Genomic DNA, 21,151 nt, shown 5'->3' on the forward strand with positions numbered 1-21,151 from the left:
GAACTCGTCCGCACCTTCCTCGCCGTCGTCGATGCCGGAGGGCTGACGCGGGCGGGCGGGCGAGCGGCTGCGGCTCAGCCAGCCGACCGTCAGCCTTCAGATGAAACGGCTCGAGGACACCCTCGGCCGTCGCCTGATCGAGCGTTCTCCGCGCTCGTTCCGGTTGACCAACGAGGGTGAGATCCTGGCGGCGCACGGTCGGCGGATCGTGGCGCTCGCCGACGAACTCGTGGCCAAGCTCGTCGAGCCGACCGTCTCCGGCCTCGTCCGGCTCGGCACGCCGGAAGATTTCGCCACCGCTCATCTGTCCGGCGTGCTGGCCGCCTTCTCCGCCGCGCACCCGAACGTCGCGCTCGAAGTGACGACCGATCTGACCCTCAACCTCATCGAACGGTTCGGCGCCGGCGAGTTCGATCTCGTCCTGATCAAGCGCGAACCTCTGGGCCCCAGCGAGGGTGTCCGCGTCTGGCACGAGGCCCTGGTCTGGGCCTGCGCCGCGCACCGCGAACATCTCTTCACCGATGCCGGGAACGACCTGCCGCTCGTCGTGTCGCCGCGCCCCTGCGTTTACCGGAAACGGGCGATCCGGGCCCTCGATCAGGTGGGACGGCGCTGGCGCGTCGCCTACACGTCCACCTCGCTGGCAGGGTCGCAAGCCGCGGTGCGGGCCGGCCTCGGCGTGACGGTCCTGCCCAAGGACATGGTGCCGGCCGATTTTTCGGTGCTCGAGGGGCCGACCATGCCGGATCTCTCGGCAACCGAGATCGCGCTGATGGCCGCCGCATCCCTGCCCGTACCGGCCGCCAAACTCGCCGAACACATCGTCACCTCGCTCGAACGGGGCGTCTAATCCGGGCAGACACGCTGTCGCGGCAGGTCGTGCGGAAGGCGGCCGATCCCGTACAGAACAAGCTCGATCCCGCGCTCATGGTGCCGTATCCGAGACTTCCATATTGCCCCAGCGCAAGTGCTACGTGTACAATGAGGAGTCGCCGATACTTGTCCGACCAACTGGAGAGAGAGGGTGACCTAAGATATTCCGCCCTCGTTCCCAAGGCATGGCTAAGGCACAGGAATGAGAGGGAATCTGAGGTGACGAAACCCGCTTCGTCGGGTATCTGGCAAGAGCGTTCGTCCAGGGCGCAGGGCCTGTAGCTCAATGGTTAGAGCCGACCGCTCATAACGGTCCGGCCAAACCATCGATCCCCTGGGCGGGACTCAGCTTTTTTCCGGAAGGGCACGAGAAACGGCCCGGAAAAGCTCGGTCCAAGAGGGTCGTCGAGGCGTCCGGCGAAGGCTCGACCGAACCGGGCGATGATGCCAGGTCGCCGCCACCCTGGTCCCTGCATCGCCGGTTGAGCCTTGCCGCCGCCGACGCGTTCACTCCCGACACCCCACCGGAACGGGAGTCCCGATGTCGAGCCTGACCGAGCGCAAGGCGCGCCTGACCGTCCACGGCGACCAACCCTACAACGCAGAACCGCCCCTCGACCGATTGCGGGCCTCCTACCGGACACCGGCGGAAGACTTCTACGTCCGCACGCACGGCGACCTGCCGGACCTCGACGAGGCGACTTGGCGGCTCACCGTCGATGGCGGAACCGGCCCCGCGCTTGAGTTGTCGCTATCCGATCTGCGGACCCGCTTTCCGGTAGCCATGGTCACGGCCACGATGCAGTGCGCCGGCAATCGCCGCGCCGACATGCGGGCGGTCGCCCCGGTCTCGGGCGACCCATGGGATGCGGGAGCCATCGGCACCGCCGAATGGACCGGGGTGCGGCTCTGCGACGTCCTGCGCGAGGTGGGGGTCGCCGAGCGCGTCGGCCTCCATGTCGCATTCGAGAGCCACGACATGGTGGAAGGCCATCCCTATGGCGCCTCCATCCCGCTCGCCAAGGCCATGGCGCCCGAGACCCTGCTGGCCTACGCCATGAACGGCGAAGCCCTGCTCCCGGAGCACGGGTTTCCGGTCCGCGCGGTGGTGCCGGGCTTCGCCGGCGTGCGCAGCCCGAAGTGGCTCCGGAGACTGACCGTCCAGGACCATCCCTCGGACAACCCGATCCAGGCCGGCGATTACAAGCTGTACCCGGCGGACGTGACCGCCGAGACCGCCGACCCCGCCAATGGGCACACCATCGATACGATGCCGTTGAACGCGGCTATCTGCGAGCCGGCACGCGGGGCCATTCTCAAGCCGGGGGGCAACAGGATCCGAGGCTACGCGGTAAGCGGCGACCGAACCATCGTACGCGTCGACGTCTCGGGGAACGGCGGCCGGTCCTGGGTGCAGGCCGAGCTCGAACGCGACGCGGCGGCTCCGTTCGCGTGGACGTTCTGGAGCACGAGCCTCGACCTGCCTTTGGGCGAGCATGAGCTCGCGGTGCGCGCCTGGGACGAGGCGGGCCAGACGCAGCCGGCGCTGCCGGACGAGACCTGGAACCACAAGGGCTACCTATGCGCCTGCTGGCATCGGGTAAGGGTGAACGTCACCTAGGGACGGAACGGCCTGGCATGTCGGCTACCGCCACCCTCATGGACGGCGTCATGCCTGGCGGTCATCCCGATCCTGTCGCGCATGGCGCCGGCAACATCCCACGGTGGCGAGAGTTTCACGTGCGTCGAGGCGCCGGGCGCGCCTCCGCCGGCCCCGAACCCCAAGGAACGTCATGTCCCGCGAGACCAGCATCCAGGCGACCGAGAAGTTCGGAGAACTCGTCAACGGCGGCCAATTCGACGCCTTCCCCGAGGTCGTCGCCCCGGACTGCCACGACCACGACCCGGCGCCGGGCCAGCACATGGGTCCCGAGGGATACAAGGCCTTCTTCACCGAACTCCGCACCGCGTTCCCCGACATGCAGGTCGAGGTGAAGAAGCTCGTCGCCGACGGGGACAGCGTCGCCTTCGCCTATACGCTCACCGGCACGCACCAGGGTGACTTCAACGGCCACAAGCCGACCGGGAAGGCCATCAAGGTCCGCGGCATGCAGATCGGCCGCTTCGTCGACGGCAAGATGGTCGAGCGGTGGGGCTCGTCCGACGAGCTCGGCATCCTGAAGCAGATCGGCGCCATCGAGGGTTGATGGAGGCATCCGCGAAGGCGTCCCGGCCGCGGGACGTCCTTGAGACATGACCCGGGGCGGCCCATGGGCCGCCCCGGGTCTCAAGAGCCGATTTTCGGCTTCCCGACTCCTCAGGCGCTCCGGGCTTGGTCGGGATGGCGGCCCTCCGCGAACTCCTCGACGATCTTGGCGCAGAAGGCCGGCAGGTCCTTGGGCGTGCGGCTGGTGACAAGCCCCTTGTCGCAGACAACCTCCTCGTCGACCCAGGTGCCGCCGGCGTTCTCGATGTCCCGCCGAACGGTGGGGTAGGAGGTCAGCGTCCGGCCCTTCACGACGTCGGCCTCGATCAGGGTCCAAGGCCCGTGGCAGATGACCCCGACCGGTTTGCCCGCGGCAAAGAAGTCCCGGACGAACGCCACGACATCCTTGCTCGCCCGGAGCTTGTCGGCGCCGACGCAGCCGCCGGGCACGACGAGGCCGTCGTAGTCCGCGGCCGACGCCCCCTCGATGGTCCTGTCCACCTTGTAGCGGTTGGCGGGATCAAGGTCGTTGTTGACTGTCTCGGCTTCGCCGGCCTCCAGACCGATGACCGTCACGGTCGCCCCGGCCTGCTTCACCGCCTCATGCGGCTTGGCGAACTCCGGATCCTCGGTGCCGCGCGGTGCGATCAGGATCGCGATCTTCTTGCCCTGCAAGCTCATGTCATCGTCCTTCTGGGTGTCGGAACCTAACGGAGGCACCGTCGCGCCGTTCCGAACAACCGGATGCGGTCGATGCCGGAGGTATCCCGGCTGCGACGCCGTTTTCGCGGTGGCGGACGGCGCTCAGCGCCCGATAGACCCGGAGACGCGCCGGCATCACCGAACCGAGCGGCCGGTGCGCCGCCAGACTGTGTGCTGGGCGGAAAGTCATCTCACGGGATACGAAAGAGTTCCTTTGCGGCCCGAAGGGGCGCCCATCCGCCGAACGGTCGCCACGACGCATGTTCTAGGCGCCTTCACCTCTCGGCAGGCAGCGTGGGTCGTTCGGACGATCCGCCGATCCGCGAATCCCCGCCCAGCGGCGGGATCGTCCGCGGCCGGGTGGGGATGCGAGACGGCGGGACGATCATCTGCCCTGACCAAGCGGGCATCACGGGCCTACAACATGGGAAGGTGGCGTGGTCGGGGACCCCGCGGAAACGCTGCGTCGATCCGCATGAACTCGTCTTCCGTCAGCCGCAGCGGGCCAGCGCTGGCGTTGTCGGCGGCATGCTCGGGACTGGACGCCTTGGGGATCGTGAAGGTGGACGGCCTCCACGCCAGGAACCGGAGCGCGACCTGACGGGCGGTCGCGCCGTGGTTCGCCGCGACCTCATCCAGGACGCGGCCGCCCGATGTTCGTGGGCCAGGGAAGCTGCCATGGCCGAATGGGCTGTAGGCGACGACGGCGACGCCGTGATCCTCGCACCAGGGCTGGACGGCGTGCTCGATTGCACGCTCCTCCAAGTGGTAGAGAACCTGGTTGCAGGCGATGCGGCCCTCGCCCCCGGCCTTCCAGGCGGCTTCAAGGTTGGGCACATCGAAGTTGCTCACCCCCCAGGACAGGATCTTGCCCTGTTCGCGGAGCCGCTCGAAGCCGGCGAAGGTGTCCTCAAGGGGATGCGAGCCAGGCCAGTGCAGCAGGTAACAGTCCAGCCTGTCGGTGCGCAGGCGCGCGAGCGAGCGCTCGCAGGCCGCCACCGTCCCGGCAAGCGAGGCGTTGCTGGGGAGGACCTTGGAGACGAGGAACACGTCATCGCGCCGACCGGCGATTGCCTCGCCGACCACGGTCTCGGCGTCACCGTACATCTCGGCGGTATCGATGTGCGTCATGCCGAGGTCGAGGCCGCGGCGGAGCGCTGCGACCGCGGTGGGCCGGTGCGCGTCGTCGATGTACCAGGTTCCCTGGCCAATCACTGCAACCTCGCGCGGCACGGGACCAAACGGGCGCTGCTCCATGGATTTCCCTCCATCCGTGGACGGCACGTGCGCCTAAGGCGCGAACACCGCGCGCACGCAGCCGTCCGTCTCGTGCCTAAACATGTCGTAGCCGCGCGGTCCGTCCTCAAGGGAGAAACGGTGGGTGGCGAGGCAGGCCCGGTTGAGCTCGCCCTTCTGGGAGTGCTTCAGCGGCCGGTCCATGTCGGCTTGTCCGTGTTGTTGGGCGGTGCGCACCGTCATAACGCACCGTTTGGTCGCGCATTCCGTCGTCGCTGTACCCTACCTAAAGAATCGGATGCTGCGAACTTGCGCTTAGGCGTGCCTTCCAAAGTCCGCTGATGTGTCACAACATGAGCAGGTTCGGGCACATTAGCCCCCCACCAACGAAGCCGTGCTCGATGTCGAACCTGCACCGCAAACGAACATGCCTGTGCTGAGCGCCCTCGTAGGAAGCCGCAGTCCTACTCGCGTGATCCGGCCACGCTCGGCGGCGCAGGTTCGTCCCGAGGCGGGTGTCCGAACATGGCCTTGTAGGCGCGGCTGAAGGCTGCCTCCGACTCGTATCCGACGCGTAATGCGACTTCTCCGACACGCGCCTCGCGGGCGACCAGCATGTCCCGGGCGAGCGTGAGCCGCCACTCGTTCTGGTAGCGTAGGGGCGAGCGCCCGACGAGCGCGGTGAACCGGTCGCAGAAGCTCGACCGCGACATGCCGGCCGCGTCCGCCAGGGCCTCGACGCCCCAGGGCCGCGACGGACGCTCGTGCATGACCTTCAACGCCCGGGCAATGCGGGCGTCCGAAAGCCCTCCCAGCCATCCGGTGGGGTGCCCACGCCGTACCCAGGTCCGTAGGGTGCGGATGACGATGACATCGATGATCCGCGAGATCATCAGGGCCGCGCCCGGCTCGTCGTCGGTCACCTCGACCATCAGGAAGGGCACGATGCCATCCAGCCACCCCGCCCCCTCGTCGCGCTGGATGTGGATGCGTTCGGGCAGGGCCGAGACCATGCCGCGCAGGGCGTGGGGGTCGAACCAGAACCGACAGACGATCACCGACGCATGCGAGGCGGACGCCACCAGCCTGGCCCCTCCGAGCCCGCGGGGCAGAAGCACGAGATCGCCCGCGTTTATGACGACGCTCTCCATGCCATCGCCCTCGACGAGGAGCGAACCCTCGGCGACCACGAGGACATGGGCGGCCCCGGCCTCTAGGTCCAGGCTCGCCGACCGCGCGACCTCAAGGGACCGGACGTGGTCCCCGGTGAGCTTGATCTGCGCCAGGACGAGGGAGAGGAGGTCGCCGGTGGCGACGCTTGGTCCACCCTCCGGATGAACGGTCAAGTTTTCGAGCGATCCGGTCATGGGTGCCATCGGCGTCCGTTTGTAAAAGTGCCTTCCGAAGCGAGGCATATCCCCCTGCAAAGACACCGCTTTCACGAGACCCGGCGGATCAGTCGCCGGCGTCTTCCGCGTGATTATTCGTCGCCCGGATCCTCCGCCTCGCCCCCGAAAGGAACGTCTATGACGACCGTCCAGAAAACCGGCCGTGACACTACGCACTGGCTGAGCTCGTATTACTTCCTCCGCGCCGGGGTTTCCGTCGGCTGGGTCGCTGCCGCCTTCACCATCGGAAAAGCCATGCCGCCGGCTGCGGCGGCGCTCCTGGTCGCCTACCCCGCCTGGGATGCCGTCGCCAACGTCATCGACGCACGTCGCAGCGGCGGCTTGGCCGCCAATCCCAGCCAAGCCCTCAACGCGGCCGCCAGCACCGTCGTCGCCGTCGCGGTGGCGGTCGCGCTCGGTTCCGGCATGCACGCGGTGCTGGCAGTGTTCGGTGTCTGGGCAATCCTGTCCGGGCTGTTGCAGCTCGCGACCGGCGTGCGGCGCTGGCAGGAGGGCGCCCAGTGGGCGATGGTGCTCAGCGGAGCCCAATCGGCCCTCGCGGGCGGCCACTTCATCTTCAAGGCAAACGGCGTCTCGACGCCGGCGATCACGGACATCGCGCCCTACGCCGCGTTCGGCGCCGCCTACTTCCTGGTCTCGGCCGTATGGTTGACCGTGGCGCAGGCGCGGAAGGCGACGACGGAACGGACCGCATGAACCTGCGTGGCGCCGGCGGAACGCTCGAATCGCGCGTAGCCGCCGGCTGCCTGCCTTGAGCCCGTCCTCGGCGAACGGGCCTCGGCGTTTCTCGACCACCTGACGCGGGCGTTCCCGCGGGGCACGCCGGAGGAACTCGCGGCCTACATCGGCGCGTGAGGTGCGGACCAGTGCCTCAAGGCCTGCGCATCAACGAGGGTGCGGCGGGCGTCCTCGGTCGGCGGCCGGTGTTCCCGCAAGCAGCCGGTGTCCAGTGACCGAGGTGGTCTACGCCACGAAGCGGACGACGCCGCCCTCGACACGCAGCGCCGCACCGCTGGTCGCGGATGCCTGGTCCGAGCAGGCGTAGACGATCATGTTGGCGACCTCCTGGGTCGTCGCGAACCGCCCGAGCAGGCTCGTCGGTCTGAGCGACGCCAGGAAGGCCTGCTCGGCTTCCTCCTGGGTGATACCCTGGTCCCTCGCCTGCCGCGCCATGAGGTTGCCGAGGATCTCGGACCGGGTCGGGCCTGGCAGGACCGCGTTCACCGTGACGCCCGTGCCCGCGACCGCCTCGGCCAGCCCGCGCGACACGGCGAGCTGCGCGGTCTTGGTCATGCCGTAGTCGAGCATCTCCTTAGGGGTGTTGACCGCGGACTCGCTGCTGACGAACACGACCCGTCCCCAGCCCTTGCGGACCATCCTCGGGAGGTAGTGCCGGCTCGCGCGCACGCCGCTCATCACGTTGAGGTGGAACAGCCCCAGCCAGTCGGCGTCGGGGATGGCGGCGATGTCCTCGATGCCCGCGTAGGGGCGGAGGTGGGCCGTGCCGACGTTGTTGACGAGGATGTCGGCGTCCGGGACCTGCGCGACGAGCGCCTCCACGCCTTCCATCGTCGAGAGGTCGGCGGCGACACCGGATACGTCGCCGCCGGGAACGGCGTCCCGGATCTGCCGCACCGCCTCGTCGACCCGCGCGTTGCCGCGACCGTTGACGACGACCGCCGCGCCGGCTCGCGCCAACCCTTCGGCCGTCCCGCGGCCGATGCCGGCGGTGGACCCGGTCACGATGGCTTTCCTGCCGGTGAGAACGATGTGCATGATGTCGGTTCCGTTGACATTCGCCTGTCGGGAGGGAGCCGTACGCCGGCTCGGCGGGCTGCGGGGCGAACCTCACGAGATCCTGGCGAGCGAGCGAGCGACGCCGAGCCGAAGCACCGTTGGAGGTGGGCCGACGCGGACTTGGCCGCCCGCCGTGCCGCCGGGGAGAGGCCACCATGCCCCCTGCCGGTTCGCACCCTTCCGGTTGGCGGTCAGGCAGGGCGCGAAGGCGAAATTTCAGAGTGTGACGCCGACGCTCGCCAGGAAGGTGTCCATCCGGTCGTCGACCTCGGCCTTCGTTTCCGCCCACGCCGGGAACGACCGGAGCAGGTTGTCGTGCCAGGCGACGAGGTTCGGGAACTCCCCGAGCGGGAACCTTGCGCGGCCTGCCTGGGAGAAGGGAGCCGCGACGTCGAGGTCGGCCAGGGTCAGGGCATCGCCGACCATGAACGCGCGGCCTTCGAGATGCTTGTCGAGCACCTTCGCCGCCGCACGGATCTTGCCCTCCGCGAAGGCGATGAGGTTCTCGTCCTTCGGCAGGTTCATGACGGTCTTCCCGACCCGCTCGTCGAAGATCGTGACGGTGAAGGTGCGCCACTGCTCGCCCGACCAGAACATCCACTGGAGCACCCGGGAGCGATCCTTCTCCGTGGTCCCGAGCAGCGGCGAGTTCATCTTGTTGGCCAGGTACAGGTTGATCGCCGCGGCCTCGTAGAGGACGAAGTCCCCGTCCACCAGGACCGGCGTCAGGCCGTGCGGGTTGAGACGCAACTTGAACTCCTCGGTCTGGCTCTCGCCCTTGAACAGGTCGACCTTCACGCGCTCCAGCTCGATGCCCATGATTTTCGCGGCGGTGGTCACCCGGCGCAGGCTGCCCGAACCGGGGTCGCCGTAAATCTTCATCGTCATGGCTTTTCCTTCCGTCCCGGGCCCGTTGCGACCCGTCGAGAAGGGATGTGGCTCATTCACTCAGAGAATAATATTGACGAAGAAGCCATACGAACTATTCTCATTCAGAATGGTGAGATGGATCTCGCAGGCGGCTATCCAGGGCCTTAGTCAGCCAGTTCGACAGACAGACGGTCGGGGTAGAAAGCCAAGCGCCCGGTGATTTCACCCACCGCCTCGAAGGGTGCCTCGTAGGTCCAGACGGCGTTCATCCCCGCGTCCCCGAGAGCGGGTATGCTGTAGTAGTTCGCATCGCCCTTGTATGGACAATAGGTCGTGTGCTGGGATCTCACCAATTGGGACATGTCGACGTCGCTGCGAGGAATGTATTGAACAGGCGGATAGGACGCCTCCGTGAGGGTCAGCGCGTTCCGTGTTCGTGCGATGTGCAGCATGTCCCTACTGACAAGGACCATTGACCGGCATTTTCCAATGGCGATGGGATGGCTTGCATCGGGCGTCAGAATTTTGCGATTGCTCATGGTAACTCCCCTCAAGGTCTCTTTATAGCCGGCGAACAAGCTTACAAGATTTATGAAAAAATAGCTTCTATCCTCTCGCGGAATGTGAATGATGGATAAGTTGGATGCGATGCGAACGTTCGTGCGCGTCGTCGAGAGCGGAAGTTTCTCGCAGGCGGCGCGGGATCTGAACGTCAGCCAACCGACGGTCAGCAAGCAGCTCGCCGCTCTTGAGGCGCGCCTCGGGACGCAGCTCCTGGCAAGGAACTCCCGCACCCTCGCCGTGACGCCTGCCGGGCAGGACTACTACGAAGACACCCTGCGCATCCTGCAGGACCTCGACTTCGCCGAGGAGAGGGTCGCCGCGGGACAGTCGGCCCCCTCTGGCCTGGTCCGCGTCACCCTCTCCCCGGCATTCGGGAGGATGCTCGTCATCCCCCGGCTGGCGGCGTTCAGGGAAACCTTCCCCGACGTGTCGGTCGAGATGGAGGTCTCCGGTAGGCACGTCGACCTCATCGAGGAGGGAATGGACGTCGCGATCCGCATCGGCCGGCTCTCGGACTCCGCCCTCGTCGCGCGACGCATCGGCGACATGCGGATGATCACCTTGGCGTCGGCCGGCTACCTTGCCCGGCACGGTACGCCGAGGACCCTGGACGAACTCAGCCACCACCAGCGCATCGGCTACGTATACCAGGGGAACATCGTCGGCTGGGGCTTCGACGTGGACGGCCGGCAGGTGACGGTCGACGGCGGCGGGGCGTTCCGCACGAACGACGCCGAGCATGTCCGCGGCGCGGTGCTCGCAGGCCTCGGCATCGCCCACCACGCGAGTTGGCTGTTCACCGACGTCCTGGCCTCCGGTGAGGTCGTCCGCATCCTGGACGAGTATGCGCCGCCGGCCTTCCCGATCCACGCGGTCACCGCCGCCGGACGGCGCATGCCCTCCCGCGTGAGGCACTTCATCGAGTTCCTCGCGGCGATCTGCGCCGAGGAGCCGGAGTTGAGGGTGGGCGACGGGTAAGCCAGTCAACACATCGTCCATGACATCGCTGCCGGTGAACATGCGCGATGCCCTTCGAGGGGCATCTGGTCCTGAACCATGGTTAGGGACTGGCATGCCCTCTACCAACGATGCGTCCTTTCTCGCAGGTGAGGGACGTGCCATGCGTGAAACGGCAAACAGTCCCGATCAGGGGGCACCACGGTACAGGCGTCACGGCAGGAGCAACGAGATGCCTGAGACTGTGACCGCAGATAGCCGACGCGGTCCCCGCCCGCGAAGCCGTCCACGCCCGGGCCGACCGCGGTGACGGTGCCGGCAGCCTCGATGCCCATGACGCGTCCTGGCACGTCCCGGGAGATCAGCCCATTGCGGTGCAGGACGTCGAGGTCGTTGAACCCGATGGCTTCCTGCGTGAGCTTGACCATGCCGGCGGCCGGAGCACCGACGGCGCGCTCCTCGGCCCGCATGACCTCCGGGCCACGACGTCAGACCTGCGCCCAGCCGCCGTCGACGGTGAGTTCGATGCCGGTCACGTACGACGCGTCGTCCGAGGCCAGGAACAGGGCCGCCTTTGCGATATCGTCGCCCGTGCCGATGCGGCCGGCCGGCACCTGTGCCTGGATGCGGGCGTTGATCCCGTCGATGCTGTCGACCGGTATCCCGGTCTTGCGCATGATGCCCGTCGCGGTGTGCCCGGGCGCCAGGGCGTTCACGCGGATGCCACGGCCCTTGAGGTCCGTCGTGAGGGTGCGCGCGAACGAGCGGATCGCGGCCTTCGTCGCCGAGTACACGCTGAAGTCCGGCAGGCCCTTGGAGCCGGCAATCGACGTGTTGAGGATGACCGACCCGCCGTTCGGGATGAGCGGCAGCAGCCTCTGGACGGTGAAGAACGTGCCCTTAGCGTTCGTGTCGAAGGTGTAGTCGAAATCTTCCTCCTTGACCTGCTCGAACGGACCGAGGCGGGCACCGCCCGCGTTGGCGAACAGGACGTCGACACGACCGTGCTTGTTCTCGACGTGGACCTTGAGGGCGTCGAGATCCGTGAGCTTGCCGATATCACCGCGGAACGCCTCGACGGATCCCCCGATCTCCCGCACGGCGGCATCCAGGGTGTCCTGGTTTCGGCCGGTGATGATGACGGTGGCGCCCTCCTCGACGAACAGGCGCGCGGTCGAGCGACCCATGCCGTCGCTCCCGCCGGTGATGACTGCTATCTTTCCATTGAGCTTACCCATTGTGCTATCCTTTTCCTGATCTCGTCATGCTCGCGACGATGTTCAGGCAGGATATTCATCGGCATGGTTCGTCTGTAGCACGGCGGTGCGAATAGTATCCATTCAAGCGAAGAATGACGGGTTACACTCATCGGGCTGGCGCTCGGCGGACGTCCGTCCACCCTGTATGTTTCGCACGATGCAGCGTGCGCCCATCAAATACGGCAAGGGTTCAATCCTCGGAACCGTCCCGAGCGAAGGTCGGGAGCCGTACGGCCATGGATCGCAGCCGATTGACAGCGTGCCGTTTCATGCAACATCATAAGTTTCATGAGACCGGATGGCAGATTGTCGGGCGTGCTGCACGTCCTTCTCCACATGGCCGAAGCCGACGGGCCGGTGACGTCCGAGCGGCTGGCCATGATGATGGGGACCAACCCGGTCGTGGTGCGCCGGACGATGGCGGGACTGCGCGACCTCGGGCTCGTGGCGTCCGGGAAGGGGCATGGCGGCGGCTGGACCATCGCCTGCGACCTCGACCGGGTGACCTTGCACGACGTCTACGTCGCGCTCGGCTCTCCGCAGGTATTCGCGATGGGGCATCGGAGTGAGGAGCCGACCTGCCTCGTAGAACAGGCGGTCAACGCCGCCCTCGCGGACGCCTTCCGGGACGCCGAGTCCCTGCTGCTCTCGCGTCTGGGCGACGTCAAGCTGGCCCGTCTCAGCGCCGATTTCCATGCGCGCTTGGCCAAGCGCGGACCGTGCGGGCAGGAGGCCCAATCCGATGACGCATAGCGCGCAGCCTGAACCTATGGACTTCGTGGCGTCCTTCTCCGACCCGGAGGCAGCCGCTCGCTATTCCGACGGCCCGCGCCGCTTCGTGCCGGGCTTCGAGGCGCTCCACCGGATGACAGGCATCCTGCTCGCCGAGCACGCACCGCCGGACGCGCGCGTCTTGGTCCTCGGCGCCGGGGGTGGGCTGGAACTGCATGCCTTGGCCGAGGCACACCCGGAATGGACCTTCGTCGGCGTCGATCCGGCGGTAGAGATGCTTCGCCAAGCGGAGCGGACGCTCGGACCGCTGATGAGCCGTGTCACCCTCGTCGAGGGCTACATCGACGACGCGCCCCTCGGTCCCTTCGATGCGGCGACCTGCCTGCTCACCCTTCACTTCCTCGACCCGTCGGCGCGGGAGGCCACAGTCCGGGCCATCCACCGGCGGCTCAGGCCGGGCGCACCGTTCGTGGCGGCGCACGGAAGCTTCCCGCAGGACGACACCCGCTCGCGATGGATCGCCCGGTACGAGGCCTATGCGGTCGCGTCCGGCGTCGAACGCGACCAGGCTGCGAAGGCCCGGGCCGCCGTGCAGGCCCACCTGCAAACCCTCGCGCCCGAGACGGATGCCGCCGTGCTACGGGCGGGCGGCTTCCACGATGTCGAGCTCTTCTTCGCCGCCTTCACGTGGCGTGGCTGGATCGGACGTGCGTGACCGGCGGGAGCTCGGCTAGGCTGGCATCCGACCGTCCGGCGTGTAGCGGTCGACCGCCTGGGGAAGTTCGCGCGACAGCCGTGACAGGAGTTCCTCCCGGGACAGCCCCGTGCGCTGCGTCAGGGCCGCGAGGACGTCCGGCCCGATGGCCTGCTCAAGGTGCTGCGGCGGTAGCTCCTGGTTCGGCCCCTGGGCGACCCAGGACTGCGCGGCCGCCCCGTGACCGGCTTGCTGGAAGCGCTGGAGCATCTCGCCCAAGCCGTTGTTGAGGAACCCGCCTGGGGCCTCGCCGCGCCGGTCCCCAAGCAGGCCGCCGAGAAGCCCTCCGAGGCCGCCTGAACCACCGCCTGCCTGACCGGGACCCGTGGGCGCCGGAGCGGCCTGGCCTGTGCCGCCCAGCATCTCCGCGAGCTTGTCCCGGTTCTGGTAACCGGCGAGGGCCAGCAGGCCCAGCAGGGCCGTCATCGAGGGGTAGCCGTCACTCATGGGTCACTCCTGCTTGCGGCGGCAAGACGGGCCATCCGCCGATGGGGTCGGGACGGGAAACGCGCCCAGGCGCCGATGCGATGCATCCCCCCGTCGCCCCTCACCCCCATCGGTACCGACCGGCCCGTTCGTGCCGGCCATGGTGAACCGGAAACCCTCACGTCAGATCGCTGCGATCAATGTACCCTGCGACGCGTCCGGCGCCACTTCCCTTAACCGACCGCGTCCAGGCTGCCCTCGGTTCAACGGGAGGGTGGCATGAAGAATTGGAAGGAACGTGCCCTGCAAATGGAGGCCTACGTCCGCCAGGACGACCAGGAAGGCAGGAACGGCACCCACGGGGTGCTGGAGCGCGCCGACGTCGTCTGGGCGGTCTGGTCGGATGACGGGGAGACCCCGGTGGTCCGGGTCATCCGCGGCCGGGACTTGGACGGTCCCGACCTCAAGCACGGCGCCCTCCAGTTCCAGAACGAGCTCGGGGCCTTGGAGACCGCCGCATTGCACGGCGATGAGATCGGCCTCCGCAAGGATGGCAGGACCTTGGACCTGCCCAAGCCGGCGGTCCCGCGGCACCTGATCAGTCTCCTGATGTTGGACCCCGTCCTGTTCTACGACGGCACGGAGATGGAGTTCGTCTGTCCCTTCGAGGTCGAGGGCGCCTGAGGGGCGGGCTCTCTGACCGAACAGCATTCGGTATCCGTCCGATAAGCTCCCGGCGGCGCGAGAATGCGCAAAAGGGCGGCTACCGGGTAAGACCGCGAAAACGAGGCCGCACGACGATGCATCGCCCCGATGGGCACGGTCGACGCGTCCTCGCAGCCGGCCATGTTGTTCCCGGCGGACAAGCACCCACGTCAAGCCGACGGGACGCCCCGAAGCACGACCCATCCGCCCGGATTCCGCACTCGAAGCCATCGCATGGCTGCGCCCGATGGTCTGCTCGCGATCCGCTCGAACGTGAGGGCTATTCGACCTTCAGCCGCTTGGCCGCCGCCGGACACAGCAACTTGAACTGCTCCACCAAGGGTGGCATGCCCGAGGCGCACGATGTGTCAGCATCGGGCCCGAGCGGAAAGCGGGCCTTGCCGCCCTGGCGGTCGCCGTAGCGATAACTCACCGTCCCGGACCGGCAGTTCGCCTCGGCGGTCATCGTGGCCCGGCCTTCGCTGCGCAGGTACTTCGCGACACACTGGGCCGTCGTGAGCTTGCCGCCGTACTGCTTAGTTTCGCCACCTGGGTCGCGCTCGCAGTATTCCTGGAGGTCGGCCTTCGTGACGATGCCCTGAACGGTGGCCCGCGCCGTGTCGATGCCGTCCCGCTCAACGACCGTGCCGTTCCACCCCTTGCAAGACGCAAGCGGGAAGTCGCCGGCCGCCCAGGCATGACCGGAGCCGAGCGCCACGGCGGCAAGCGCGACGAGACCGATCCAACGCATGTTGCACCCTGTGTGTCGGCGCCGCACGCCATCGGGCCGATACGGCGCCTGCGCCGAGGAATGTATGCAAGGCTCGCGACGCCTTATCCACCGCAATCCACAGCGGCGCGTCGTCGGAAGCTCGGCCGCTTGCGCTGCGTTGAACCTTCGTGTTCCTACTTTGTTCTGTATCGGATTCGGAGGCCAGTCATGCAGGTCAGCGGCATCGTCGTCGGGTTGCCCACACCCATTCCGATGCTCGCCAAGGCCGTGCGAGCCGGCTTCCCGAGCCCGGCCGACGACTTCGTCGAGGACGAGATCGACCTCCAGCGGCTGCTGATCACCAACCGTCCGGCGACCTTCCTAGTGCGGGTTTCGGGCGACAGCATGCTGCTGGCCCGCCTGTTCGACGGCGACCTCGCGGTCGTCGACCGGTCGCTGACCCCGCGCAACGGCGACGTGGTCGTCGTCGACGTGGACGGCGAGCGCAGCTTCAAGGTCTGGTCCCGGCGCGGGCCGAGGGTGATCCTCTCCTTCGCCAACCCCCGCTTCCCGGAATACCGCCTCGCCCCGGACGCCACGGTCGAGGTGTGGGGCGTGGTGTCGGGCTCCATCAACCCAAGGCGCCGCGCCGAATGACCGGCCGGGCCTACGCGCTGTCGGACGGCAACAGCTTCTACTGCTCCTGCGAACGGGTTTTCGACGCTCGCCTGGCCCGGGTGCCGGTCATCGTGCTCAGCAACAACGACGGATGCGCCATCGCCCGTACGCCCGAGGCCAAGGCGCTTGGCATCCGCATGGGCGAGCCGTTCTTCAAGATCCGCGATATGTGCCGGGTCCGGGGCGTGCGGGTCTACTCCTCGAACTACGCCCTCTACGGCGACATGAGCGCTCGGGTGAACGAGGTGTACCGGCGGTTCTCGCCGCGCATCGAGGTCTACTCCATCGACGAGAGCTTCCTCGACCTGTCGGACATGCGGGAGGCCGACCGTATGCCGCTCGCCCGGGACATGCGCGAGACCGTGCGCGCCTGGACGGGCATCCCGACCTGCGTGGGAATCGGGGCCACCAAGACGCTGGCCAAGCTGGCCAACCACGTCGCCAAGAAGGTGCCCGAGCTTGGCGGGGTCTGCGACCTGACCGACCCGATCCAATACGACCATTGGATGGTTCGCATCCCGCCAGGGGACATCTGGGGGGTCGGGCCGGCGAACGCGCGGAAGCTGGAGGCGCTGGGCTGCGAAAGCGTCGCCGACGTGCGCGACCTCGACACCCGGGCGGCGCGCAAGGCCATGACCGTGGTCGGCGAGCGGCTGGTGCAGGAACTGCGCGGCGTTGCCTGCCTCGACCTTGAGGAGGTCACCCCGACCCGCAAGGGCTGCGCCGTCACCCGGAGCTTCTCCGACCGCGTCGGGGACGTCGCCACGATGGAGCAGGCGGTCGCCACCCACGCGACCCGGCTCGGGGAGAAGCTCCGCTCCGGCGGCTTGGCGACCTCCCACCTCACGGTCTTCTTCCACACCTCGGAGCATGACCGCGACCGGCCCCAGCGGTCGGTCTCGACCGTGGTGACCCTGCCGGAGGCGTCGAACGACACCCTGGTGCTGGTGAAGGCGGCCGTCTTCGGCGTCCGGAAGGCCTGGAGGGACGGGTACCGTTACTCCAAGGCCGGCATCGTCACGACCGACCTGGTGCCGCTGGCGGTCTCGCAGCGGGCATTCCCGGGGTTGGGGCAACTCGACCGCGAGCACGGCGCGGCTTTGATGTCTGCGCTGGACGCCTGCAATCGCCGTTTCGGGCGCGGCGCCGTCGTGCCCGGGACCGCCGGCTTCACGCGGGACCGGGGCTGGTCGACGAAGTTCGAGATGAAGTCGCCGCGTTACACCACCCGGGTCGACGAGGTCCCAGTCGTCATGGCGGCGTAAGGTCGAAACTCGGTCGGCTGGAAATATAAATGACTGGTCGGGTGGGCAGCGAAGTCTGACCCTTCGCCTTGAAGTGGACCTTCCGGTCTGACCCATGCCGGCCATGCCGACAGTCATTAGCGCTTCCCGAAAGCAGCCATTCATCAGCCGTCCGGCAGCTTCGGCTCGGGGGTGGGAAGCGGACCCTAGCCTCTTACCCTGAAGCAGACCTTCCAGCTTATGGCGTAGGTTTCAGGTGATTGTTTCATAGCGTGCCGAGAGCCTTGCCGCGATGATCGGCTCGATCTTGAGTTGCCGCCCATCGGCTGTTGCCCACACGAGATCGCCGCCCTTGCTAGCCTCCGCATTGTGCCTGAAGATGTGGCTGCGAGCTTCAGACGTCAGAGCCTCTGTAACCACGTAGATGATATACTGCGCCCGGTGTTCTGTGCTCTTCATTTTCGCAAATTCGTTGGGCGTTAGTTCGACCACGAGGTTCCGCCCGCTCAGCCCCTTCACCTCAACCTTCAGCACCGCACCAGTCGGAGCCGTAACGTTCAGATCCCACCCGACGCCATCCTTTTCGACGGAGTCGACGGCCTGGAAGCCGCCTGCTCTTGAGCGATAGTAGGCCGTGGCATGTCGAACCGCAGCAAGCTCGATGCGCTTTCGCAACTCCGGATCAGTTTGATGCTTAGACCCCTTCGATCCGGCATTCGGCTTCTGAGCGAACACACCATCCGCCGCGACATAGGAAGCTACCGCTGCGCGGAACTCGTCTTTTCCACCGTACCACACCGGGCTTTGTCCCAGATTGCCCTCTTCCTTCGCAGTTGGAATTCTGAATAGGCGTCGGTCTATGGGCAACAGGGTTGCCTTGTCAGCCGGAGCCTCGATCTGATAGCCGATATTAAAATCCTTACTGCGCTTCAGTTTGATATGGTTATTGTCTTTGAATACAGAAGCGTTCTTGTACCAACCGACGATATACGTCTTCTTGTCACTCGGATTTCGAGCAATCCAGACGACTGTGACCGATTTTACTGATTCATCGGACGATGAACCGCCCAGGTTTTTGAGGTTGATGCGAGCCGAACGAGGGACGTAGCCATAGACTTTGCCATTGAGAAAAGCGAAGTTAAACACCTCGTGGCCTATGTTGCCGTCCTTGAGATAGCCGTGACCACCTACTGGCGTATCGCTCGTCGATGGGCCGGCGTAGTCCTTCATCCATCCGATATTGACGAAGACCATCGGTTCTGCGGTCATGGTATTTCCCGGCAGCTGCTATTTCGAGCTACCCGGAAGGGTACCGTCTTGCCGGGCGGATGAAAGTCTTATTTGTTACGATTTCGCAACCTTCACGCATCGCCGACCGGCAGGCCACTGACCGCCTCGACAGTAAGCTTTTCCCGCCATCGAAGCATCCTCCATCAATGCTCAACCTTCTGGGAGAAAACAATCGCAGAACCACTACCTAACTCGGTTGTAAAGCACTTGCGCGTGAAGCGCCCGAAACCTGATATTCCGATCTTCCGTAAGGGATCGTGAACGGGCGCGGCGGCAACGTCTGCTCACGTACGTCGCCGTCCGAAAGCGAGCCGGCAAAAATCCACCCAAACCAGTCGTAGGCCTCCGCTTCATCGATAGCCTGGAAGTAGACGTTCCCAGGGCAACAGTGGTCGGAAACAGGCTCCTTGAGAGCTCGCTGATCGAGCTTTTTTGGCTGGCCGGAATGCCATCTTATCGCCCCGACCGTTGTGGATCCCGGCAAGCGACGCTTGCCCAACAGCCCCGACCAGGACACGGTCGCGACCCTCACGGAGGCGACACCATGATACCCGCCGCAAAGCACCCGTTCGCCTGATCCCGGAGTGCCGCCGCGTGCCGAGCCTCCGCTTCCCGCGAGGCTCCCGTGTCACGTCAAGTCTTTGTTTCAGATACCCATTTCGGCCACCGGGCCATCCTCTCGCCCAGGATGCAGGCCCCCCGTCCGTTCGCTTCCATCGAGGAACACGACGAGACGTTGATCGCACGGTGGAACGCTGCCGTACGGGCGGACGACACCGTCTGGCATCTCGGCGACTTCTGCTACCGCTGCGGGGAGGACTACGCCCGATCCGTCTTCGACCGCCTCCGGGGGCGCCAGCGCTTCCTGGTTCGCGGCAACCACGACCGCATCGGCGCGCGACTACCGTGGGACGGCATCTTCGACGTCGCCCGGGCGGTCGTCCCCGGACCTGATGGTGTCCCCCAGGGTGTCTGGGCCAGCCACTACGCCCATCGTGTCTGGCCACGCATGCATCGCGGCGACCTGCATTTCTACGGGCACTCGCACGGCACGCTGCCGGGCACCGCCGCCAGCACCGACGTCGGCGTCGATTGCTTCGGCTTCCGGCCCGTCACCCTCGACGAGATCCGCGTCCGCCTCGCCGAGAACGCCCAGGCCGAGGAGCAAGGGCCATGACCCGGCTTTGGGTCTTCAGCGACCTGCACCAGGATTGGCCGGAGAACGCCTGGGACCCGGCTGTCCACGCGCCACGGGACGGCTTCGACGTGGCGGTGGTCGCCGGCGACGTGCACATGCCGCTAACGCGCGCCTTGAGCTGGCTCGGCGAGCGCCTGCCTGGCGTCCCCGTCGTCTACGTCCCGGGCAATCATGACTTCTGGTGGGACCGCGGCGAGGAACGCTACACCATCCACGATCAGGTCGCCCGAGGGCGGGACCGTGCCACCGGCCTCGGCATCCACCTGCTGCTCGACGACATCATCCTGATCGAGGGCGTCCACTTCCTGGGCGGCACCCTCTGGACGGACTTCCGCATCGGTTCGTTCAGCCTGACGCACGCCTTCCGCACCGCCCAGGGCCGCGACGGCATGGTCGACTACCGCCGCATCCGCACCGGGCCGCGCTCGCGCGACCGGATCGAGCCCGAGGAGGTTCTCACCCTGCACCGGGCGACCCACGCCTTCCTCGACGCCGAACTCGCCCGTCCGCATGACTGCCCCACGGTGGTGGTGACCCACCATGCCCCGCACCCGGACAGCCTACCGGATCGCCACGCCCACCTCGCCTGGTGCGACGCCTCCGACCTGACCGGGTTGATCGAGGAGCTTGGCCCAGACCTGTGGGTCCATGGGCACGTGCACCGGCACGTCGACTACCGGATCGGTCGCACCCGCGTGGTCTGCAACGCCAGGGGGCATGTTGAGGAGCGGGCCGACTTCGTACCCGACCTCGTCGTCGAGGCGACCTGCGCCTAGCTGCGCGGCGGGCCGACCTCAGACCTGGGCGACGATGCGGGCCATGTCCGCGTCGCCGCGACGGTAGCCCCTCCGCGGCGCCTCCGACGCCTCCCCCGTCACCGCCAACGCGAGCGCCTCGTCGAGGCGCAGCATCTTCCAGCCGGTGCGCTCGCCGCTCGCGCTGCCGCCGCGTACCTGCCAGACCCGCATCACCGCATGGCCCTGGCGGGTGAAGCCGCAAGCATGGACCTCCACGACGCGGGCATAGCCGTCGTACCGCACCTCCAGGCATCGGCCCTGCGCCAGGGCCTCCCGGGCCGTCTCCATCCTCATCGCCGCCCCTCCAAACGCGAGGCTCCCCGGGACCGTAACGCGTCACGGGTGACGTTACCCGTCACGCGCCCTCCGCCGAGTCGAGCCGACAACGTCCCGGGCCGCCGACCAAGCGTCCAAGGTATCCCCTGACCTGACCGGCTGGCTTTGGACCGGGCTGATTGAGAGGATCAGCCAGGACTGAAGGAGTCGGACATGCGGCGAGGTCAGAAGACGAGCGCGGAGCAGGTTGTGCTGAAGCTGCGCCAGATCGAGGTGCAGACCGCCCAGGGCAAGAGCTTGGCGTTGGCGTGCAAGGAGGCAGAGATCTCCGAGCAGAGCTATTACCGCTGGCGCAAGGAGTACGGCGGCCTGCAGGTCGATCAAGCCAGGAAGATGAAGGATCTTGAGCGCGAGAATGCTCGGTTGCGCCGCCTCGTGGCGGATCTATCCCTGGAGAAGCAGGTGC

26 protein-coding genes and 1 pseudogene are annotated in these 21,151 nt (G+C 67.0%); 13 read left to right on the forward strand and 14 right to left on the reverse strand.

Going from position 1 to position 21,151, the window contains the following annotated elements; all coding sequences use genetic code 11:
• Positions 1-100 precede the first annotated feature (100 nt).
• From BM140_RS22010 to BM140_RS22020, 3 genes are all read left to right on the forward strand, one after another.
• Positions 101-850 carry a LysR substrate-binding domain-containing protein gene (locus BM140_RS22010; protein WP_244535567.1) on the forward strand — a complete coding sequence of 250 codons (750 nt, stop codon included), beginning with the start codon at positions 101-103 and terminating at the stop codon, positions 848-850.
• Between the two features lie 564 nt (positions 851-1,414).
• Complete coding sequence (locus BM140_RS22015) at positions 1,415-2,494, forward strand: molybdopterin-dependent oxidoreductase (RefSeq protein WP_091951147.1); 1,080 nt, start codon at positions 1,415-1,417, stop codon at positions 2,492-2,494.
• Between the two features lie 172 nt (positions 2,495-2,666).
• Positions 2,667-3,080 (forward strand): ester cyclase, encoded by a 414-nt coding sequence (locus BM140_RS22020; RefSeq protein WP_091951149.1) that lies wholly within the window; start codon positions 2,667-2,669, stop codon positions 3,078-3,080.
• Between the two features lie 110 nt (positions 3,081-3,190).
• Here BM140_RS22020 and BM140_RS22025 read toward each other — a convergent pair whose 3' ends face one another.
• The 5 genes and pseudogenes from BM140_RS22025 to BM140_RS22045 all read right to left on the reverse strand — a co-directional run bounded on the left by BM140_RS22025 (position 3,191) and on the right by BM140_RS22045 (position 6,384).
• Positions 3,191-3,760, reverse strand: coding sequence for a type 1 glutamine amidotransferase domain-containing protein (locus BM140_RS22025; RefSeq protein ID WP_012322180.1), 570 nt, complete (start codon positions 3,758-3,760; stop codon positions 3,191-3,193).
• A gap of 26 nt (positions 3,761-3,786) precedes the next feature.
• Positions 3,787-3,974, reverse strand: a pseudogene (locus tag BM140_RS26425) (hypothetical protein); the annotation flags it as partial.
• Between the two features lie 224 nt (positions 3,975-4,198).
• Positions 4,199-5,038, reverse strand: a complete 840-nt coding sequence (locus BM140_RS22035) for an aldo/keto reductase (protein ID WP_091951151.1) — start codon at positions 5,036-5,038, stop codon at positions 4,199-4,201.
• A 33-nt stretch (positions 5,039-5,071) separates the two neighbouring features.
• Entirely contained in the window at positions 5,072-5,221 is a 150-nt protein-coding gene (locus BM140_RS26010; RefSeq protein ID WP_244535569.1) for a hypothetical protein, read from the reverse strand.
• Positions 5,222-5,481: 260 nt separating this feature from the next.
• On the reverse strand, positions 5,482-6,384 hold the full coding sequence (locus tag BM140_RS22045) for an AraC family transcriptional regulator (RefSeq protein WP_091951153.1): 903 nt from the start codon (positions 6,382-6,384) through the stop codon (positions 5,482-5,484).
• Between the two features lie 159 nt (positions 6,385-6,543).
• Between BM140_RS22045 and BM140_RS22050 the strand changes: the two genes are divergently transcribed.
• Complete coding sequence (locus tag BM140_RS22050; RefSeq protein WP_091951155.1) at positions 6,544-7,122, forward strand: DUF308 domain-containing protein; 579 nt, start codon at positions 6,544-6,546, stop codon at positions 7,120-7,122.
• A 267-nt stretch (positions 7,123-7,389) separates the two neighbouring features.
• Here BM140_RS22050 and BM140_RS22055 read toward each other — a convergent pair whose 3' ends face one another.
• The 3 genes from BM140_RS22055 to BM140_RS22065 form a co-directional block, all read right to left on the reverse strand.
• Positions 7,390-8,202 carry an SDR family NAD(P)-dependent oxidoreductase gene (locus BM140_RS22055; RefSeq protein WP_091951157.1) on the reverse strand — a complete coding sequence of 271 codons (813 nt, stop codon included), beginning with the start codon at positions 8,200-8,202 and terminating at the stop codon, positions 7,390-7,392.
• Positions 8,203-8,439: 237 nt separating this feature from the next.
• The gene (locus BM140_RS22060; RefSeq protein ID WP_091951159.1) at positions 8,440-9,111 is read right to left on the reverse strand and encodes a glutathione S-transferase family protein; all 672 of its coding nucleotides are present in this window, start codon (positions 9,109-9,111) and stop codon (positions 8,440-8,442) included.
• A gap of 146 nt (positions 9,112-9,257) precedes the next feature.
• Positions 9,258-9,632: a DUF427 domain-containing protein gene (locus BM140_RS22065; protein ID WP_091951200.1), complete on the reverse strand. Its 375-nt coding sequence runs from the start codon at positions 9,630-9,632 to the stop codon at positions 9,258-9,260.
• Between the two features lie 88 nt (positions 9,633-9,720).
• On the opposite strand from BM140_RS22065, the gene BM140_RS22070 reads away from it, so the two are divergent.
• Positions 9,721-10,635 (forward strand): LysR family transcriptional regulator, encoded by a 915-nt coding sequence (locus tag BM140_RS22070; RefSeq protein WP_091951161.1) that lies wholly within the window; start codon positions 9,721-9,723, stop codon positions 10,633-10,635.
• Positions 10,636-10,736: 101 nt separating this feature from the next.
• Here BM140_RS22070 and BM140_RS22075 read toward each other — a convergent pair whose 3' ends face one another.
• The gene (locus BM140_RS22075; protein WP_091951163.1) at positions 10,737-11,084 is read right to left on the reverse strand and encodes an alcohol dehydrogenase catalytic domain-containing protein; all 348 of its coding nucleotides are present in this window, start codon (positions 11,082-11,084) and stop codon (positions 10,737-10,739) included.
• 18 nt (positions 11,085-11,102) lie between these two features.
• Entirely contained in the window at positions 11,103-11,852 is a 750-nt protein-coding gene (locus tag BM140_RS22080) for an SDR family oxidoreductase (protein ID WP_091951165.1), read from the reverse strand.
• A 309-nt stretch (positions 11,853-12,161) separates the two neighbouring features.
• On the opposite strand from BM140_RS22080, the gene BM140_RS22085 reads away from it, so the two are divergent.
• Entirely contained in the window at positions 12,162-12,626 is a 465-nt protein-coding gene (locus tag BM140_RS22085; RefSeq protein ID WP_091951167.1) for an Rrf2 family transcriptional regulator, read from the forward strand.
• Positions 12,616-13,320: a class I SAM-dependent methyltransferase gene (locus BM140_RS22090; protein WP_207549495.1), complete on the forward strand. Its 705-nt coding sequence runs from the start codon at positions 12,616-12,618 to the stop codon at positions 13,318-13,320. Before BM140_RS22085 ends, BM140_RS22090 begins: the two co-directional genes overlap by 11 nt.
• 15 nt (positions 13,321-13,335) lie before the next feature.
• Here BM140_RS22090 and BM140_RS22095 read toward each other — a convergent pair whose 3' ends face one another.
• Positions 13,336-13,806: a YidB family protein gene (locus BM140_RS22095; protein ID WP_091951172.1), complete on the reverse strand. Its 471-nt coding sequence runs from the start codon at positions 13,804-13,806 to the stop codon at positions 13,336-13,338.
• A gap of 258 nt (positions 13,807-14,064) precedes the next feature.
• Between BM140_RS22095 and BM140_RS22100 the strand changes: the two genes are divergently transcribed.
• Positions 14,065-14,469, forward strand: a complete 405-nt coding sequence (locus BM140_RS22100) for a hypothetical protein (RefSeq protein ID WP_131803926.1) — start codon at positions 14,065-14,067, stop codon at positions 14,467-14,469.
• Between the two features lie 301 nt (positions 14,470-14,770).
• Here the strand turns inward: BM140_RS22100 and BM140_RS22105 are convergent, their stop codons facing one another.
• Positions 14,771-15,241, reverse strand: a complete 471-nt coding sequence (locus tag BM140_RS22105) for a hypothetical protein (protein WP_091951176.1) — start codon at positions 15,239-15,241, stop codon at positions 14,771-14,773.
• Positions 15,242-15,430: 189 nt separating this feature from the next.
• On the opposite strand from BM140_RS22105, the gene BM140_RS22110 reads away from it, so the two are divergent.
• Complete coding sequence (locus BM140_RS22110; RefSeq protein WP_091951178.1) at positions 15,431-15,859, forward strand: LexA family protein; 429 nt, start codon at positions 15,431-15,433, stop codon at positions 15,857-15,859.
• Positions 15,856-17,145 (forward strand): Y-family DNA polymerase, encoded by a 1,290-nt coding sequence (locus BM140_RS22115; RefSeq protein ID WP_091951180.1) that lies wholly within the window; start codon positions 15,856-15,858, stop codon positions 17,143-17,145. Before BM140_RS22110 ends, BM140_RS22115 begins: the two co-directional genes overlap by 4 nt.
• Before the next feature lie 231 nt (positions 17,146-17,376).
• On the opposite strand, the gene BM140_RS22120 is transcribed toward BM140_RS22115, so the two are convergent.
• The gene (locus BM140_RS22120) at positions 17,377-18,393 is read right to left on the reverse strand and encodes a protein NO VEIN domain-containing protein (protein WP_091951182.1); all 1,017 of its coding nucleotides are present in this window, start codon (positions 18,391-18,393) and stop codon (positions 17,377-17,379) included.
• 646 nt (positions 18,394-19,039) lie between these two features.
• On the opposite strand from BM140_RS22120, the gene BM140_RS22125 reads away from it, so the two are divergent.
• Positions 19,040-19,591, forward strand: coding sequence for a metallophosphoesterase (locus tag BM140_RS22125; RefSeq protein WP_091951184.1), 552 nt, complete (start codon positions 19,040-19,042; stop codon positions 19,589-19,591).
• The gene (locus BM140_RS22130; protein ID WP_091951186.1) at positions 19,588-20,388 is read left to right on the forward strand and encodes a metallophosphoesterase; all 801 of its coding nucleotides are present in this window, start codon (positions 19,588-19,590) and stop codon (positions 20,386-20,388) included. Before BM140_RS22125 ends, BM140_RS22130 begins: the two co-directional genes overlap by 4 nt.
• Positions 20,389-20,406: 18 nt before the next feature.
• On the opposite strand, the gene BM140_RS22135 is transcribed toward BM140_RS22130, so the two are convergent.
• Positions 20,407-20,703 carry a hypothetical protein gene (locus tag BM140_RS22135; RefSeq protein ID WP_091951188.1) on the reverse strand — a complete coding sequence of 99 codons (297 nt, stop codon included), beginning with the start codon at positions 20,701-20,703 and terminating at the stop codon, positions 20,407-20,409.
• Positions 20,704-20,898: 195 nt separating this feature from the next.
• Between BM140_RS22135 and BM140_RS22140 the strand changes: the two genes are divergently transcribed.
• Positions 20,899-21,151, forward strand: a 253-nt coding sequence (locus BM140_RS22140; protein WP_165616525.1) for a transposase, incomplete at its 3' end; no start/stop codon positions are given.

Origin of the sequence: Methylorubrum salsuginis (assembly GCF_900114375.1) — a bacterium.
Taxonomy (GTDB): Bacteria; Pseudomonadota; Alphaproteobacteria; order Rhizobiales; family Beijerinckiaceae; genus Methylobacterium; species Methylobacterium salsuginis.